Annotated in this window: 17 protein-coding genes; all 17 read right to left on the reverse strand. The window is 33.3% G+C overall.

The features are described from left to right. Positions 1 to 230: 230 nt before the first annotated feature. Complete coding sequence (locus tag D1815_RS08835) at positions 231 to 887, reverse strand: response regulator transcription factor (protein WP_027393842.1); 657 nt, start codon at positions 885 to 887, stop codon at positions 231 to 233. Between the two features lie 16 nt (positions 888 to 903). After that, positions 904 to 1,692, reverse strand: coding sequence for a sensor histidine kinase (locus D1815_RS08840; RefSeq protein ID WP_118386655.1), 789 nt, complete (start codon positions 1,690 to 1,692; stop codon positions 904 to 906). Continuing rightward, a complete protein-coding gene (locus D1815_RS08845; protein ID WP_027393844.1) occupies positions 1,662 to 2,375 on the reverse strand; it encodes a hypothetical protein in 714 nt (237 codons plus the stop codon). Before D1815_RS08845 ends, D1815_RS08840 begins: the two co-directional genes overlap by 31 nt. Positions 2,376 to 2,387: 12 nt before the next feature. After that, the gene (locus D1815_RS08850; RefSeq protein WP_118386656.1) at positions 2,388 to 2,789 is read right to left on the reverse strand and encodes a hypothetical protein; all 402 of its coding nucleotides are present in this window, start codon (positions 2,787 to 2,789) and stop codon (positions 2,388 to 2,390) included. Positions 2,790 to 3,092: 303 nt separating this feature from the next. Beyond that, positions 3,093 to 3,947, reverse strand: a complete 855-nt coding sequence (locus tag D1815_RS08855) for a biotin-dependent carboxyltransferase family protein (protein ID WP_118386657.1) — start codon at positions 3,945 to 3,947, stop codon at positions 3,093 to 3,095. Further along, positions 3,944 to 4,678 carry a 5-oxoprolinase subunit PxpB gene (gene pxpB / locus D1815_RS08860; RefSeq protein ID WP_118386658.1) on the reverse strand — a complete coding sequence of 245 codons (735 nt, stop codon included), beginning with the start codon at positions 4,676 to 4,678 and terminating at the stop codon, positions 3,944 to 3,946. The genes D1815_RS08855 and pxpB overlap by 4 nt, the downstream gene beginning before the upstream one ends. Further along, the gene (gene pxpA / locus D1815_RS08865; protein WP_162897352.1) at positions 4,675 to 5,406 is read right to left on the reverse strand and encodes a 5-oxoprolinase subunit PxpA; all 732 of its coding nucleotides are present in this window, start codon (positions 5,404 to 5,406) and stop codon (positions 4,675 to 4,677) included. Before pxpA ends, pxpB begins: the two co-directional genes overlap by 4 nt. A gap of 27 nt (positions 5,407 to 5,433) precedes the next feature. Beyond that, the gene (locus D1815_RS08870; RefSeq protein ID WP_118386660.1) at positions 5,434 to 6,654 is read right to left on the reverse strand and encodes an Nramp family divalent metal transporter; all 1,221 of its coding nucleotides are present in this window, start codon (positions 6,652 to 6,654) and stop codon (positions 5,434 to 5,436) included. A 61-nt stretch (positions 6,655 to 6,715) separates the two neighbouring features. Then, a complete protein-coding gene (locus D1815_RS08875) occupies positions 6,716 to 7,846 on the reverse strand; it encodes a DUF2891 domain-containing protein (protein WP_118386661.1) in 1,131 nt (376 codons plus the stop codon). Between the two features lie 117 nt (positions 7,847 to 7,963). Then, entirely contained in the window at positions 7,964 to 9,307 is a 1,344-nt protein-coding gene (locus D1815_RS08880) for an ATP-binding protein (protein ID WP_118386662.1), read from the reverse strand. A gap of 4 nt (positions 9,308 to 9,311) precedes the next feature. Beyond that, positions 9,312 to 10,130 (reverse strand): peptidoglycan-binding protein, encoded by an 819-nt coding sequence (locus tag D1815_RS08885; RefSeq protein WP_118386663.1) that lies wholly within the window; start codon positions 10,128 to 10,130, stop codon positions 9,312 to 9,314. A gap of 117 nt (positions 10,131 to 10,247) precedes the next feature. Beyond that, a complete protein-coding gene (locus D1815_RS08890; protein ID WP_162897353.1) occupies positions 10,248 to 10,958 on the reverse strand; it encodes a hypothetical protein in 711 nt (236 codons plus the stop codon). Between the two features lie 7 nt (positions 10,959 to 10,965). Further along, positions 10,966 to 15,114 carry a DUF4157 domain-containing protein gene (locus D1815_RS08895; protein ID WP_118386665.1) on the reverse strand — a complete coding sequence of 1,383 codons (4,149 nt, stop codon included), beginning with the start codon at positions 15,112 to 15,114 and terminating at the stop codon, positions 10,966 to 10,968. 27 nt (positions 15,115 to 15,141) lie between these two features. Then, positions 15,142 to 15,792 (reverse strand): hypothetical protein, encoded by a 651-nt coding sequence (locus tag D1815_RS08900; RefSeq protein ID WP_147404092.1) that lies wholly within the window; start codon positions 15,790 to 15,792, stop codon positions 15,142 to 15,144. A 36-nt stretch (positions 15,793 to 15,828) separates the two neighbouring features. After that, entirely contained in the window at positions 15,829 to 17,349 is a 1,521-nt protein-coding gene (locus D1815_RS08905; protein ID WP_118386667.1) for a DUF4157 domain-containing protein, read from the reverse strand. 39 nt (positions 17,350 to 17,388) lie between these two features. After that, positions 17,389 to 18,255, reverse strand: coding sequence for a DUF6734 family protein (locus tag D1815_RS08910; RefSeq protein WP_118386668.1), 867 nt, complete (start codon positions 18,253 to 18,255; stop codon positions 17,389 to 17,391). 3 nt (positions 18,256 to 18,258) lie between these two features. Continuing rightward, positions 18,259 to 18,837, reverse strand: a complete 579-nt coding sequence (locus D1815_RS08915; RefSeq protein ID WP_118389934.1) for a hypothetical protein — start codon at positions 18,835 to 18,837, stop codon at positions 18,259 to 18,261. Between the last annotated feature and the right edge of the window lie 4 nt (positions 18,838 to 18,841).

Genomic DNA, 18,841 nt, shown 5'->3' on the forward strand with positions numbered 1-18,841 from the left:
TGTATTTGTATTTTCATTTTCCTTTTTAAATATGGTTCAAAAAAAATCCCTTCTAAATTAAGAAGGGATTTTTAATATATTGTAAATTACAAACACCCTTCTCATCGCAGTGAAATAATCACGACGTTGATAATGATATTAATAATATTAGTGTTGTTCTTTTTCATTTATGCTGTAAATATAACGAAATATATTTTTGAAAAACAAATTGTATTTAATAAACGAAGATATTAATCCAACTTAAATAAATTATTTTTCATACAATATATAACCAAACCAACTCGAGTCTTAACTTGAAGTTTTTTAAATACCGATTCCCTATAATTTTCAATTGTTTTAGGACTAAGATTCATTTCGCCAGCAATGCTTTTATATGTTAATTCTGAGCATGCATACTTTAAAAAAGTCCACTCTCTATCAGTTAACTTATCTGCTAGATTTTGACCAATATCTGCATCCGTTTTTTCAGAGTATTTTAACGCCGTTTCTATTTTACTGGAATAATAAAACCCTTGCTCTATGACCATTTTCATAGCAAACTCGAAGTTCTCGGGATGAATATCTTTTAATAAATACCCTCTCGCTCCTGCTCTTAGCATTTTTATAATAGTCTCCTCATCATCTTCCATCGTCAATGCCAACACCTTCTGCTCCGGTTGATTTTCTTTTAACCATTGCATCGTCTGGATACCATCCATAACCGGCATTTTTACATCTAGTAATATCAATTCGGGTTTCTTTCTTTTATGTAGATAATATTGTGTTAGTTCTTTTCCGTTTTTTAAAATAGCTAACACCTCATACCCTTCTAGATTAGTAATAAGACTTTCTAGTGATTGTGCAAATAGAAGATGGTCATCTACAATAACTACCGTTTTTTTCTTCATTTCCGTTTAAGTTTTATTAAACTTTGTCCTCTTCTTTAAATGGATATCGCAAGGTAAGCAATACTCCTTTACCGGGCTCAGAAAAACAATCTAAACTTGCATTAACAAGAGACGCCCTACTTTTCATATTTAGTAATCCAGAGTTGGCTTGTACTGATTCCATATTATACCCCACACCATCATCTTTTATAACAATGGTCAAATCCTGAGGAGTATAATTTAATTTTACAAGAAGATGTGATGCTTCTGCATGCTTAATAGTGTTAGAGAAAAATTCCTGAACAATACGATATATAATGATTTCATCTTTAGGATTGATAAGCACTTCTTCTCCATCTACAATTAACTCGGGAGTTAAAAAATTCAGTTTTTTGAATCTGTCCAATTCTACTTGGATCGATTTTTCTAACCCTATATTCTGGATAACCTCATGATTTAAGGTTTTTGATAGGTTTCTTATTTCTTGTAGACTATCTCCTACCAAACCTCTTATATCTTGCACAGATTCTTTGATTTTAGGCTCTAGGTTAGAGCTTAGGATATTGATCTGCATAACAGCAGTAGATAACAACTGACCAATATTATCGTGCAACTCCCAACTTACATTTTTTAGTGTTTGTTCTTGGATTTCTAATTTGGAGTTTTGTAGTTCTTCTTCGAAACGTTGTTCTGCTTTGAATTTCTCAAGAAGCAGCTTATTCTTTCTTCGCTGAAAAGCAACAAAAAATATAATACCGAATATCACAAAGAATAAGATAATAGCAGTAAAATAAACTAATAATAAGATTTGTTCTTTTTCGAGCATACAATGAAACCTAGAATATAACAAGTATACATAAAAATATTAGCTAATGTCAAAATTATTCTTTGAATCTCAACAAATTCCTCACTTTTAGAATTACTATAATACGTGTCATAGATAAAAATAGGATTAACTACTAAATGAAACACCAATGCTCCAATGGAGACATAAAAAGGTATGTTTTTATAAAAATTAAGTATTTTATCACTCTTTAATAATTGAAAATAAAAGTAAATAACAGAAAACAATAATAACAATGTACCCAAAATATCAGTAAAAGATGAAATAGCCTCGAAAAAAATTCCTGAAAAAATCAAGTTTAAAATAGCTAAGAAAAGATAAATAATAAATAAAAAACCAGCATACCTAGCATTCTTCTTATCCTCTATTAACGATGAAAAGTAAAAAAGATAAAAACCATAACTTATTACCTGATATATATTATAAATCCAAATGTTATCCTCAAATAATGTCCCTCTTAAGAAAGAAAAAAAATCCAAATAAAAAATACTAGCTGGTAGCCACCCAAAAACTAATTCCACGGAAACAGTAAACCATAAATAATACACAAAGTACCGAGATAATTGATCATCACGATACTTTGTTAAATAAAAAATTCCTATTACTGCACCTAATATTTCAAAGACATTAATAATTATTTGTGTAGTAACAACCAGATCGTACATCCAAATAACGATTTAATAGTCAAAGGGAGGGTTACCACTACCACCTCTATTAAAAGCAGGAATATCATAATTATTTTCTGGATCACCACCATCTTTACCAGATGCACCGGGACGTGATCCCGTTGCCGCAAAGAATAAAGTAGAATACCCCTTTTTCATTTTACATTTGGACTCCGAATACGCACCTAAATACACTCTAATTCCCGGATCTTTAATTCCTTGTTCTTCTGATTCCTGTTTTACATAAGCTAAATATTCCTCTAACTCAGCAACCGACCAATGAAATTCACGTGCATCTTCAAATCCTAATTTCTTTTGTAGACGTTTTCCTCTTTTCTTACACCAGTTATCATGAAGCTCTCTAGCTTCATCCACATTAATACACTTCTGGGGTTTTTGTACTTTTTTTGCCATAATAATATCATTTAATGGGTTATCGTTGCTAATATATTTAAAAATCTAAGTTTTACACAAATACCAACACCCTTTTATAGAATTAATTTACGGCAAAACCACACACTTAATCAATTGTTTTACAGCAAATTAATAAATATTACGCAAAAACAAAAAAAGCCACAAAAGGGGCTTTTCCCCCTACAACAAAAGGTGATTTTACCCCTATCATATTTTTACAAAAACAATTAAACCAACCTATTACCAATATCACCACTAACTTTTCAAAACATTAAAAAACTACATATTAAATAGAATTTCGACTCAATTAATCATATCAAAACAAATTGTATCTCCAGTCCGCTTCTGTGCTATAGCATTAATAGATTCTTTTGTTAATTGTAAAATTCTAGGATATCCACCAGTAGTTTGACAATCTCTCATCAAAACAATCAACCGACCCGATGGAGTTAACTGAACCGTACCTGGTAAAACAGGTGATGATAACATCGATGATAAATCATTTTCTAATGATTCTTCTAAACTTATAGCCATCCGATTTCTAATATCAGAAATCGTAAAATCATGATTTAACAATATATCCTTTTGCGTCTCAGACAACATATCAAACTCTGGTCCCTTATAGACATTTAAACTATCTAATTCATCCCAAAAAACAGTACTAGAAATCAAAGAATTTGACGTCGAAAATCGACTAACACTATTATAAGCAATCATGTCATTTTTAAACAACCTTGAAAACTTGGTTATTTGATTATATTGAGATCTGCTACTCAAAACAAATTCTGACAAAAAACCCGAAAAAATTCCTACATATCCATACACCCCATTTAGAACATTTTTAAACTTCAGAATATCATTTTTTTCAATTTCAATTTGCGAATTCATTTTACAAGGAACATCATTTAGGTACGGATCACAAATCGCACCAGTAATCGAAACAATAGTGTTCTGATGAAATTTTAAAACTGGCGGAACCAATGTCCATTCTAAAACAGCAGAATTTTCCTCATTATTTAAAATTGCATTTGCCAAAAAGAAAGATCGTAAATCCATAGCTCCACTCTTTGGTACTCCATATTTAGAATAACCAAAACGCCCACCATCCTGAATAGTTGTATACACCCCTGAAGACAACAACTCTACCTTTCCCTTCATAAAAGTTTGAATTTTGGGGTATAATTATTACTAAAAACAAATGAACTTATATCGTTATATTCATTTTCATTAATCGATATAAATTGAATTTTATCTCCTGGAGAAACAAAACAACATTCCTTAGAATCAATATCAAAAAAATTCAAAGGAGTACGCCCTATCACATGCCATCCACCAGGACTATCACATGGATACACTCCCGTTTGATCTCCACCAATTGCAACCGATCCTTTTTCTAGTTTAAAACTAGGAATAGATTTTCTTGGAGCACTTAACTTTTTATCCAAACCACCCAAGTACAAAAAACCTGGCAAAAACCCAATAAAGTAAACAGTATATAATGGAGTAGTATGCAAGGCGATTACATCATCAATACTCATCAACTTATTTGATGCATAAAAAGGTAACTCAGGAGCAAGCGTTGGAGCATAGCAAACAGGCACTTGCCACAAACGTTTTTTCAACGACATATTTTTAAAATCACGTAAAAATAAAGATTTTAACGTTAAAATCTCACTATAGACATCCTCTATACTAAATATATAGTAAATTAATAACGAGTTATATGATAAGATTACTTCAACAATTAGTTTACCATAAAATTTCTCAATGGATTTTTTATAAAAAATCAACGATTCTAACAAAATTTCATCAACTTCTTGAGGACCTTGAACCAAAATTGCATTTTCACTGTAGCGTTTATACCGAAATTTAATGCTTGATTTTTTCATTTTAAAACAAAATTTCTTTTTAAAAACTCTTTATATAAACACTCCAAAATTTCAACAGATTTTGGATTATCTCCATGAACACAAATCGTGTCAAAAAAAATTAACTTCTCCTCTCCTTTTATTGTTCTTATTTTTTTGTCAGAAATCATTCGCAACACATGGGGTAAAATATTTTCAGGATTTACCAACACTGCATTTTTTTCAGAACGGGAAACCAACGTTAAATCCTCGTTGTAATTTCTATCTGCAAAAACTTCATATTTCACTTTAACATCATCTCTGCAAAGATAAGAAATTACAGAATCTTTTGACGTTACTATATTTAAACTTTTATCGATATTTTTAACAGATTGAATAATTGCATCTGCTATCTCTTCATTTTTTACTGCTTCGTTATACAAAGCACCATGAGGCTTTACATGGTGCAATCGACCACCCTGCACTTCTGTATAAAATTTTACCTTCCTGATTTGATCCGTTAATGTATCGACAAGATCATCATAAGAAATATCTAAAACTACTCTTCCAAAATTTTTACGATCGGGATATGAAGGATGTGCTCCAATTTTTACTTGATGCTGCAATGCTAATTCAATTGTTTTTTGAATCACTTGATCATTACCTGCATGAACTCCACAAGCTATATTACACCAAGAGATATACGGCATGATTTTCTCATCAAAACCAGCCTCTTCTCCAACGTCAGCATTCAATATTATTTTTTTCAAAATTCCTACTTTTATAAACTATTTTTCCTACATATTGATTATAACTTTCCAAATACCTCTAAAGCCTAAAAAACAAGTAATGAAGACAATTAAAAAGCCAAGTATATTTTGTTTTAAAGAATTAGTAAAATTCCCCAATATATTTTTTTGATTCATAACCCATAATAAGAAGATTGCTATAATAGGTAATAGTAATCCATTTGCTACCTGTGCAAATCGAATAATCACTATTGATTTTATACCTAAAGAAGAAAACAAAACACCTAAAAAAAGTATAAACATCCAGACTGCTCTAAAGGAATTACTTTTTAATCCATCTTGCCATCCCATACAACCTTTTACGACATAAGCTGCAGCTAAAGGGGCAGTGATTGCAGAGGTAATTCCAGCAGCAAATAATCCTAATGACAGTACGTATTTTGCCATAGATCCAAAAACTGGTTCCAATCCTTTTGCCAAATCAGCAGCATTATTTACTTCAGTTTGCTGAATAGCTGCACCCGTAATTATAATCGCCATAGAGACTAAACCACCTAATACAATAGCGACCATAGTATCTTTCCTAGCTGCAGGGAGATCTTCTTTAGTTTTCCATTTTTCGCTTACTATAGCCGCATGAAGGAACAAATTGTAAGGCACTACTGTTGTACCAATTAATCCCACAATAGTGAGTATCTTATCGGCTGATAAGTCCGGCACAAAACCTTTAAAAAGCAACGATAGGTCAGGTTTTGTTACCATTGCAGTAATGATAAAAGCAATACTCATAAACAATACGAGTACGACTAAACTGCGTTCTAGAACTTTATAATTACCTATATACAATAGTATAAAAGCAATTACCCCGATGGTAATACTCATATAGTTTACCGAAACAGTCCCAAATTGAACTATTGGTGATCCTAAAATAGTAGACAATCCTAATACGCCCCCACTAATATTACCAGCTTCATAAGCAGCATTACCTATAAAAATCGCTGAAAGAATAACTCCTATCAATATCCATCGTACTATTTTATTATCGAATTGTGATTTTACAACTTCACTCAATCCTTTTTGGGTAATGATTCCTAAACGAGCTGACATCTCTTGTAATACAATACAGGCAACTATTGATAATACCAAAGCCCATAATAGAGAATACCCAAATTGAACCCCTGCCAATGTACATACAGTTACTGTTCCTGGTCCTATAAAAGCTGCAGTTACTAAGGTTCCTGGACCTATGTTAGAAAACCATTTTTTCACACGCTTGTATTTTTAGTTATTAGTTAAGTAAGAACCTTTAAAGGTTGGATTGATTTAATTATTAAGACCGATCATCAAGTGAATAAATTGCAAAAGACCCTAACCAGTGTCCTCCTTCATAGCTATCGCCTACAAGATTGGGTAATGAATACTTTACGTGTTGATTAGCAATATTGATAAGATGTTCATATTCTGGGTATTGATTTGCTAATCCATATAATACCCAAGCTCTACTAAAATTAAGCCCATCTAGATGTACTAATTTACCATCAGTACGATCAGAGACTTCTCCAACCGGTATTGCAAAATCAGGTTTTTTAAGTTGTGGCATAAAATCGTCAACCCACTTGTCAAAAGACGGTTTATCCAATACCTTTCTCATAAGATCAACCTCTTCTAAACAAGGTGACAAAAAATCATATCCGCTAGGTTCCCAACCTATCGGACAGTTCGCGTCTTTAGTATAAAAATCTTTTGCACGAGAAGCGATAACATTTTTGAGCTTAGTATTATCAAACGTATTTGCATAATCCAATGCAAAAGATAATCCGAATGCTGTATTGGTATGTTCACCTACTCTGATGGGATACTTAAGTTTTGGTAAAAAATCGATATATCGTTGTACTATTACATCTATTAATGGTTGCAAATTTTCTTCAAGGTTCTTTGCTACAGGATCATCCCATGTATGGATTTCTTCGGCAAGTTTAAGTAACCATGCCCATCCATATGTGCGCTCATAAGATGTATTATGTTTTCCTTTAAAATATAGTACCTCTGCCTCTATATTTTCTTTAGAAATACTTTCTATTAGTTTGGTTTTTATCTCTGTAGCTTTTTCTATTTCTGGAAAGGACTTTACTAACTTTACTAGTGACCAATGTCCATGAACCGCAGAATGCCAGTCAAAACAACCATAAAATGCTGGATGTAAAACTTTAGGCTCTCCTAAATCTTCTTTGCTTCCTATGGTTTGTCCTAATTTATTTGGATACTCGGTATGAATGCAGGCTAAGGGCAATTCCACCAAAGTATTTGCTTGATCTTTGGTTAATTTTAGTGGTTTTTCTATAACAACTTTAGAAACATCTTCTTGGTCTACAGATGGTTCTATTATCTTATTAGAATTAGTTTCTGAAGTATTGCAAGCTGCAATAATCATTGAGAAAAACAAAATAGATAATCGATTCATGTGTCAATACATTTAAATTTTTCCTCATCTTTACAGATGATTCCTTTTTAAAAATATTGATTTCCTTGTGTTAATCTATATGATTGTTAATAACATAGAAGAATAGTTTATAAACTCTTACATCGTAGCCATTTTACCTTCTTTTAGGTATTCTTTTTTTATTCCTTCTAATACAGTTTCGAGAAGAATTGACTTATGCTTAGAAGCTATCGTTTTGAGACATATATATTGTACTACATTTATAATATTTGCGCCTGTAAGTGCATATTTTTTTGAGATTTCTTCTAAAGAAACACTTTCACCTAATGTTATTTTATCTGGTAAGTTTTTCTGCCAAAGTAATAATCTTTCTTTAAAGGATGGATTTTCGAATTCTATAATTGATTGGAACCTACGCGTAAATGCTGTATCGATATTATTTTTAAAATTTGTAGCTAAAATAACCAATCCCGGATGCGCTTCAATTCGTTGCAGCAAATAAGACACTTCTTGATTCGCATATTTATCATGAGCATCTCTCACATTAGTTCGTTTTCCAAAAATTGCATCAGCTTCATCAAAGAATAAGATCCAAGACTTATTTTTCGCTTTATCAAATAATTTAGATAAGTTTTTTTCAGTTTCACCTATATATTTTGATACAATCATAGATAAATCAATACGGTACACATCTTTTCCTGTGAACTTCCCTAATAAAGTTGCAGTTAATGTTTTTCCAGTTCCTGGAGGACCTGAAAAAAGAATACGATACCCAGGTTTGATTCTAGATTTCATATTCCAATCATGTAATACCACATCATTATACTGCAACCAAGTCTCTATTTCTTTTATTTGATGCAAGGTTTTACGTTGTAGCACCAGATCCTCCCAATCCAATTGTGTTTCTATTCGTTCCGCAGGGAAATCTTTGCTCATAGTAGGTTTTAATACTTTGCCGGTAGTAAATAATGATACATATTCTTCTTCCAGCAATAAACGCCCACTCATTTTGGGTTCTCCCATTGGAACTGTATCTAAATAAATAATTCCTTCTTTCATAAAAAGATGATCTTCATAGAACATCTCTGTGAGTTGTATTCTTTTTTGGATATCACTGCCTCCTATTATAAACTGTACGGTTTCTCCTGTGGGTATCACCCCTCGATGGTTTTTACCTTTTACACCCCCAAACTCTGGTAACTCTCCTCCATTTGGTAAAAAATCAGATAAAATAGTTGTAAAAAAATTCGGAGAAATATGAGGAACAATAGCCAATAATAAAGTAATTACTTCTTCTAAAGACAATTGTTTTTTTCTAACAAATATTGAAAACGATGATCCATCAGATACGATATCATCAAATTTTGGAAAAACTGGTATTTCACTAGTATAATTATCCTTCAAGCGATACTCAATCACTTCTCTTAAAAATGATAATTTACTATCAAAATGAATTGTATTCTGAGCTAAGGTATTTTTCATCTTTTCACACTAAAGGTTCAATAGAAAACACATCTATTTTGGATCTTCTAAAGCTTCTAGTCCTTTTCATAACCGCTACTCCATTCCTAGAACCTTGATGGTTGGTGTTTCCTTCTATAGTTTCTATAACATCACCATCTATAGATGTTATTATACCAGTATGCGTCCAATCTAAACGAGATTTTTGAATCAAGAAAATATCTCCTTTTTTTATTACAGACGGATCTCTTCTTATTTTTTGATATCTAGAAAGTAAGTTTTTTTCTAAACCTGTGTTACCAACGGTATCACAACTATAGGTAAGTGGCATTAGTGTTTTGAAGTTTTTGCCTAAAGCGCTTGCCGCTTGATCTAATATTGCTTGTGCAAATCCCATACACCAAAACCAAGGAGATCCATCGTGACCGTCCATATAACTTCGTACCCAAGGTCCACTATTGGATTGTCCCCGGATATTAAGTTCGAAAGGGTGTTGACGTAAATGATTTTCAGCTACTTCTACCATCAAATCTCTTAGATTATTACCAAGCAAAGGTTTTTCGAAAGCTTCTTTTAGTCCAACACATAACTTATCAAATAGTCCCTGATCTACAATTCCCGTAGTTGCAAGGTTATGAAAACTCTGAAGATTCTTTACCGCTCTTTCTGTAGCAGGGCCAAAATCACCATCAATTTCTGTTGCTGTTCCACTACTAGGGTTCGGAATAGAGAATAAAGTTAACCAAGATTGAATTTTCATCACATCTTTTTTATTATTATCGGTTCCTCTTCTTTTTTGAGTGGCTTTGATAACTAGTTCTTTCTGATATGCTGTCTTTTTCATAACCCTATCTTATTTAAAAACATAAAATTAACTCAATTTAACTGGTTTTCCATGAGCTAAAAGACTCTTCTTTTTAGGGGTGTTTTCCTGTGTTTTCAATAACAAGTTCTTTCTTATCTAGTTTAGATTATTGTGTATCCACTCATCTCTATACTTCATCGAATTGCCAATCTCCTCTTCATTATTGATTGCATTACCCCAATTAATAATTAATAGATCCTCATTCGCCAATTTTACTACATTTGAAGGAAAATTAAAGTCAGAAAATATTTGATAATCCTGAGGCATACCTACATCAGAAGTTTTATGATAATTAAGACTTAAAAAATCTGCAATCTTATTACATTCCCAATAATCATTAATTCTAGCTTGATCTGCAATATATCCCTTAACTTCATAAAGTTCTACCCCTAATCTGTATCCAAATAAAAATTCACCTGAAACAACTGAATATATATCGTTAGTAAAATCAATCATTGATTGAACAATTTGCTTTAATTCTTTAGTTTGCTCGATATTTTCAAATAGAATAATGCTAAAACCAAATTCATTTATTTCAAAATATAATCTAAGAGAATTATTTTCTGAATCAGAATCCTGAATAACATATGTATCATATTTACACCTAATAATATGGTTCTTTAATTCATCAAAAGTGTTTAATGTTATTATCCTATCATCCTTAAACCTATAAAAGCATTTTAATCTGCTTCTAAAATTTGTATTTTCAATTACCTTAATGATTGAACTTAAATAAGCCGTCTCATCAAACCAGTTTTTATTTGTTTTTATAAACCTAAAATCTTGTAATCTTAAAATGGCTTCCATATTTTCTTTATGATTCAACATTTGTATCCCATCGTGATCCACCGACTAATGTCCTTAAAAATGGTGACCATTTGACTCTAATTGATTCACGGGAGAAATTATACACAACTTTATTAAATGTTCGTTTATTATCTTTATCTATAACCCAAGGAATTTTAGGGCGTGTTAGTATTTTTCCATAGTCTTGCATTTGCTCCTGTTCTTCACCACTGGGGTTTCTATCTTCACTTATTGCTTTTGCTTCAACAAGATTTGAACCATCAATTCCATCGGCATCTCTATTTCTCTCTAGCTTTTTATTATCAAAGTAATCTTTAGCGAATGTAGGTCTTGGAGATCTTGTCATTATTCCTTTACGTTCCAGCCATAATTCAAATATCACCCCTCTTACTGCATTTAATTCTGAGGGTATATGGCTGGATTTTATTACATTTTCATCAAGATCATGAAGACTATTTATATATTTATTGACTGCTAAATTTCTGAAATTTTCTCTATATGTATCAATATTACGCTGTTTTTCTGCATCTGACCAGGTCGGGTTCCATTGCAACACGGTGCTGGAATTAAGAATACGGCTATACATAGTTCGATACTTTTCTATAAGTTGATCATAATCTGTATCTCCTCCTCTTCTAACTGCTTCTCTTTCTCCCGCCTGGCTTTGATCAAAGGTATACTGCATTTCTGTATCCGTAGGTGCAGAGGAAAACGTAAAAATCAAGTCTTTCGTTTTCCAAGAGTTAAGATGTCCTCTGGTTGCACTTTCTGACAACCCTAACACCCCTTGTAATTGTTCTCTTGAAAAAAGACGATTACCATAATTAGAAAAAGCAGTTTCTATATGATTCACTGTTGCTCCGGATAATCCCGCTTGTTCAGCCCTTTGTCGAATGGAACCAGTTGTGGCTGTTCCTGATTTTGGAATTTCTTCAACCTCTCTCTGAACATAATTATAATTCCAGGTATCTCCACCATCTGTTACGGAGGATATATTAATTACTGAAGCATGATCCGTATTTACCCTATTTTTGATACCTTCTGCTTCTTCAGCAGTTACCTCTCCTTCATCCTGTTCTCTTACTCCTTCTGAATTGATTGCTGTTATAGCTACTCCTACTGGACCCGTAGGAGTTTGTTCAACAGATGACGGAGCATTTCTCCCCATCACCCTATCCAGCAATGCCATACCGGTATCTACCGCTTTATTTACCAACCAGGTTAAGGCTTCATCTATTAATGCCCTTACAGAACCTATGATTTCTGCTATTCTAGCTCCTATTCCACCCAACCCAACTTGATTGGCAAGGAATCCAATAACTACAGGCATAGATTGTCCCATGGTTCGTTCCAGATAATCTGCTGCAGTTGCTACATTTCCTTGTGCTATATCGGCTACTCCATTCACAAATGAGTTAATCACTTCTAGCATCTCTCGCAAATATTGGATAAAACTCTGAACTGCACTGAAGAAAGCCATTGCTCCATTGACTACCGCCATGATACCAGTTGGATCCAACATACTCAATAATCTGGTTGTTATTTGTGTAATGATTCTAGTCATCACAAAATTCTTTACAGCATCAATTACAATATTCCAAAGGTTACTAAGCTGTTCCTGTATTTTATCCCAAATGGCTGCAATACCTCTTTCTTGAACATCTTTGATAAATGTCCAGATACCTTCTAATGTATTAATAGCACCTCGTATTCTGGCAACTCTTTCTGGTCCTATTCGTGGATGTTCTGCCAGTTTTTCCCAGATGCGTTCCATAGAAAGCCCTAATACTTCTAAGACCCAACTAATTACTCCTTGCAGAGAGAAGTCTGTAAGTTCTGGAATACCGGCATCTCTTAATTCTCGCATTAACCAACCCATCACACCGTTAATTAAATGGGTTACGATGTTATCAAAGAATTTCACAAAGCCTTCCTTGATAGCTCTTAGTATATTCTTCAGGAAACCAATTGGATCTCTCTTGATGTCTTCCATAGCCTGAAGTGATCGGGTAATAATATTTCCGATCAACTCGAATGGGAAATTCATAATTTCCAAAATAGCTACGATTACAATTCGAACTATTTCAGCTACAAAAGCAATCAATCTACCAATCGGTTCACCAAATTGATCTATAATTCTGACAAAAGCATCTATAGGATTCAGAAGATCATCAATAGAAAAAGAATTCCAGAGATCCACAAACAACTGCACAATAGATTGCGGAGTCATATTCAGTGTTTCTACTGCAGCCTCAATTTCTCCTACTATTCTTGCGATCGCCCCAGTCTCAACCATCTGAGCATACTGTGCTTCTCCTCCATCCATAAGGCTCATAAATCCTCGGATAAGATTGGGAACGGTTCTCGGTACATGTTCATCTGTAAAAGGATCTTTACCAATGATTACTTTAATCAACGAGAATCCTCTTGTTTCGTTTGCCACAGAAGAAAGCCAACTTAATAATGCTTTCTTAATCAGTTTAAGCACTTCGGTTGCCACTGTTAACGCAAATGCCCATACTCTTTCTAAAAAACCAGTAACGCGCCCTGACATTGCGGTTAAATTTGTTGCGATTTCCGTTAGGTTCGCTGGACGAATTGCTTCCCACGCAGCATTTATTAACCCTCTTAACTCTCCTAATAATGACATGAAGGTTCCTACCTGAGTATCTAGCCAATCGGCTGTTTCTTGTAAGGTGCCCCTTTCTCGCATTTGCTCCAACTCAGTTTCCTTGCCGATAAGCATTAAGAAATCTTCCAAAATTTCTACAGTAGTAGCGGTTACTTCTTCGTCCCTTAGTGGATCATAGTGTATGATCTTTTTAATCAATGACCAAGCACGATTCTCTGCCAAAATTGGTTCAGCCACATCAATTAAAGCCTCTTTTATCCAAGTAATAATCTGATCTATCAATGAGTTTGCAAACGTTGTTATTCTATTAACAAGTCCATTAAACTCTTCTCTTAATGCCCCGACAAACGATGTCACCGAATTATTTTCCCAAGTCTCCTGCACCAAATCTAATAATCCTTGGGTTGTGAGGTTCAACTCGCTTAACCTTCCCGTGACCCAATCAAATACTCTTTGGAGAATTCCGTATTCTTGAAGCTTATCAAATATTGCTACCCCAAATGGTACTAAACCTATAAGACCTCTTATCAGATTTGTTGGTGTTGGCTCTACGCGCTGTCCTCGCAAGGGGTCGTATTGTATAATTACAGTGAACAATAAGTATCCTGGAATATTACGAGCATTATCAAGAATCCAATCCGGTATATAATCTAAGATTGATCTTTGAATCATCTTGGGAGCTGATATAACCTCTACTGGCTTTTTCCTAATTGTAGAAGCTCCTTGCTGTACCGTATGGGTTAATTCATGAGCTAATAAATGTTTCCCTGAATTGGAAGAGGTGTCAAATTTTCCTTCATTAAAATAAATATCATTTCCATGCGTAAATGCCTGAGCTCCCATATCCTGACTCATTTGTTTGGCATTTGAATCTGTATGAACTCTTACATTACTAAAATCCGTACCAAAACCAGATTCCATTTGTACCTTAGTTTCTTTAGGTAATGGTGAACCTCCTCCCTTAGAACTGTTTAAACGAGATTCTATAGATGTATTTGTATTCGGAATTTCATTTGACTTCCTCTGAACTGTTTGAAGAGTTGATATCTGTTCTTCTTCCTCTTCTTTCTCCTGAACTTCTTCTTCCTTTTTTTGTATATCAGAAGTTATCTTACTACTATCTTTTTTTTCTTGAATTGTAGTTTCTGGAATAATTTCTTTCTGTTGTACTTCTTCCTCTGGTTTTTTTTGTACCTCTTCTTGTTCTTCTTTTTGTTGGATTGATTGATCTTCTGTTTGTCTTTGAACCAACTGACTTATGCGCTCTACTTTTGGTTTTTGCTGAACCTCTTCTTCATTTTGTTTTTGAACACGCGGAACTGGGCTAAAAAAAGAATTGCCTTGTTCATTCCCTTTAGCTACAATAGTATCTGCAACCCTATCTGCCTCTACTTCATACTTATCATTAGGTTTACCAACGGTAAGTTTAGGCTGTACGAAAGCATCCTCATTCTTATCTTTCTGAAATAAGGAAGAATTGCCTGATTTAGCACTTGCTGTATTTGGCGATGCAGATCGAAACATATTTTATAAAAATGTTTTGTCTAAATTTTAATTATTACTTCTCCGATATTTTTGCAACGTTTTTTTTGCAACTACTTTTTTTACGGCCTCTAGATCTCTAGAAACTGTGATACTTTTTAATTGGTTTTGAAGAGTCCCTTTATCTACCTCTTCTATATTTATGTTTTGAATTTCTGCTAGGTTTTTCAACTGAACTGCTTTGACCGCTGTTTTCGTTCGTATACTATCATCAGTAATCGAACCAGTTGCCCGCTCTTCTGCATTTTCTTCTTCTTGCTTTTGAATAGCTTTATCTGCATATTTAATCGCTTCCTCTGATTTACCTAATAATAATTTAGCTTCACTTATTTTTATTATATCCTCTGGTGTTTTTGCTCTTTTTTGAAGCTTTTCTGTTACCTCCGAAAGCCTCTGTTTTGCTAATGAATCTTTAGGGTTACTAATTACTTCATCATGATACTTGGTAAAAGCTATTTTATCTTTGGAGATACTAAATTCTTGTATACTTGGATATCCAATCATTAGAATTGGAATTAGAAAAAAGAACAATAATTTCTTTATTTCTTCTTTCTTTACAATATAATAGACTAATCCAGCACTAAGTATCAAAAACAATAGTACCCCTAAACCTAATAACACTAGTTCATATAAGTGTAAATCATTCATCAACTCCTTCATAATTTCTATATTAAATTAATTAGACATTTATCTCTTTTACTTCATTATATTCATAAATTCCCAAAAATCGAGTTTATTGAGTTTTCCCGCATTAATATTATGCATAAGCGTCGATAGCTGCTCCTCATTGGTTTTTACGAGGTTGCTATCTGATTGTGCGGCGTTATACGTAGGGTGACCTCCTCCTCTCCACATCATATTATCATTATTCATATTATGATGTAGTTCTTTAATAATTTTTCCTACAAGATTTGATTCTTCTCCTTTTTCTATCAGGTGCTTAAGCCCAGAAGTATGACCTACTTCGTGCGGAATTGTATTCATATCAGCTCCGGATATCATTCCGGGAGTATGTTTTTCATTAAGATATACTAAAGTTCCATAAAAAGGCCCACTTCCATAAGTCCCATTGACCTTGGGATGAGAATCATCTAATACAACAAATAAATGTTCTTTTGTAAATTGAAGATCCATCAATTTATTAATTACCCTAACATTGGCCGTAGTTTTGATATCGTATTCAAATTCTAATCCGAACATGCTTTTGGTCATACTACCTTTAAAACTATTCTCTATCTGTGTTTTTGCCGCATTTGCTAATCCAGATGCATTTAATGTTGCATTGCTACTTTTATTAAGTACCGCTCCTTTAAAATCCAAATCGATATCCACCTTTACCTTTTTGCTACTTACTACATTGTGTTTTTGAGATTTTTTCCAATGTTTTTGTACATTCTTTTTTATTTTACCTTTTTGTTGAATGGTATGCGTAAGCTCATGAGCAAGTAGATGTTTCCCTCTTTTAGAATTTGGATTGAACTTACCATCATTAAAATAGATATCATTACCGTGTGTAAAAGCTTGTGCTCCCAGAGCTTCGCTCAATTTAACGGCCTCTGTATCTGTATGTATGTTTACAGCACTAAAATCAGCCCCAAAGCCTGACTCCATTTCTGTTTTCACAGCTCTTGAGAGCTTTACTCCTTTACCTTTTCTACTTTTTAATCTTGATTCTATATTGGTATTCCCATTTTGATTCGTTCCTTTTTTTTGCACTTTTTCTTCTTCCTTGGCTTGGACAGGTTCCTCTTCTTCCTTTTTCTGAACAGGTTCCTCTTCTTCCATCTTCTGTACTGCTTCCTCTTCTTCTTGTTTCTGAACGGGCTCTTCTTCCTCCATAGCTTGCACGGGTTCCTCTTCTTCTTGTTTCTGAACAGGTTCTTCTTCCTCCATAGCTTGCACAGGTTTCTCTTCTTCTTGTTTCTGAACAGGCTCTTCTTCTTCCATCTTCTGTACTGGTTCCTCTTCTTCTTTTCTTCTTACTTGTCCTTCTCCTCTATCTTTAAACATACTGGCTTGCACCTTATCTTCTTCCGTAGCCTCTTTTTTCTGGACAGCACTTCCTGCATCATTAGTTTTATTCACTACCTGATCGGCCATTTGATCTGCTTCTACCTCATGCTTATCGCCTGGTTTTCCAACTTTGAGTTTTGGTTGAATGAAAGGCTTTTCATGCTGCTGTTTGGGGCTCGATTTTCTTCTCTTTTGTAACCTCATAATACTGTTTTTTTAAGTTCAGATATTACCGAATAGTGTTTACGCCACCTTGCTATTGGAGTGCTTTTTTTGAATTACTTTTTGTTTTTCTAATGCTGTTTTCACCTGACTATACCAGTACGGAAAGATCTTAAACAACCTGTATTCTATCTCTTCTATAATATGTTTCTTATACTTGGTTACTCCAAAAAGGTGGCTATATCCGATCTTTTCAGCTTGTTTAGAATGTTCTGCAATACTTCTTCCGTTAAGCAGCAATGATGGTTTTGTGTTTTCATGATCCAATAAGCAAGCAAGCGTATATTGTTCTATTAAAATAACAGGTTCGTATCCTTTACGCTTTAAAGGTTTAAATTGCTCTCTAACATTCTTGTATACTTCTTCTATATCATAATATGCATGGACAAATTTGTTACACAATGAAAGGTCATTAAAACCTAGTACCCCGCAACTAAAAGAATATCCAAGGTCATTATTCCAAAATGGTTGATCCATAACGAATTGATTAAAAAATTCAACCTGCTTTTTATAATGTATGCCATATCCTCCTTCCTTTCTTTCTAATAATACTTTATCAAAGTTGAAGTCTATTTTACTTTTGATAAACACATCTGTATCTAGATGAACAAAGGGTTTATTCTGCAATTGAATGGCTTTTATTTTTGATGCAGACCATAAATCTTTATCATGGAAAAAAGGGAGTTTTGTTACACGACATGGCAACATATATAAAAACCTATAAGCATTCTCATCTACATATAATTCTACATCTTTATACCATAAATGACAATATAATATACTCAGAGCAGTCATATAGATCGTTTCTTTAAACCTATTTCCCATGTTCCATCTATTCTGTACAATAGGAGCGGTGTTTAAACTAAATATTATCCGTGGTTCAATCATAAGTTACTTTGTTAACTGCTTTAGTAATCCTTTTTCTTTTAAGTAGCGAACATTATTATACAATGAGGCTTTTTTACTATGTTTATAAAGTCTTCTCCATTCGTAATTTGCCCCCATTGTATCCGAAGTTAGTAAAGGGATATGATCATTATGAAATTTCATCATTTCATCAAAAGAAGTATGAAGAACTTTGGTTCCAAGTAAGTAAGACTCCTGTAATCTCATCTTAGAAAAATTTCGTTTAAAAAAGTCAATATGAACTCTCTTTTTATTTATAAAAATTTCAGAAACCAGCACTTCTCTGGATTCATTTATATTATAAAAATTAATCCCATGTCGTCTTAGATTGTACTTCTCAATAACAGGTGTCAAATCCTTTTCATCTTGGTAAATTATGTCCAAATCGTGAACTGGCATTTCATAATAAGATCTTAGGTTTATATAATCCGCAACACCTCCTACAAAAGCAATCTTTGAACTATCTAATAATTGAAAAATTTTCTCAAATACAGCTTGTTGTTCTAAATAGATATTGGCTCTATCTTCTTCTTCATATGATATGTTTTCTATCGCTAATTCCATAAAT

Source organism: Aquimarina sp. AD1, assembly GCF_003443695.1.
Classification (GTDB): domain Bacteria; phylum Bacteroidota; class Bacteroidia; order Flavobacteriales; family Flavobacteriaceae; genus Aquimarina; species Aquimarina latercula.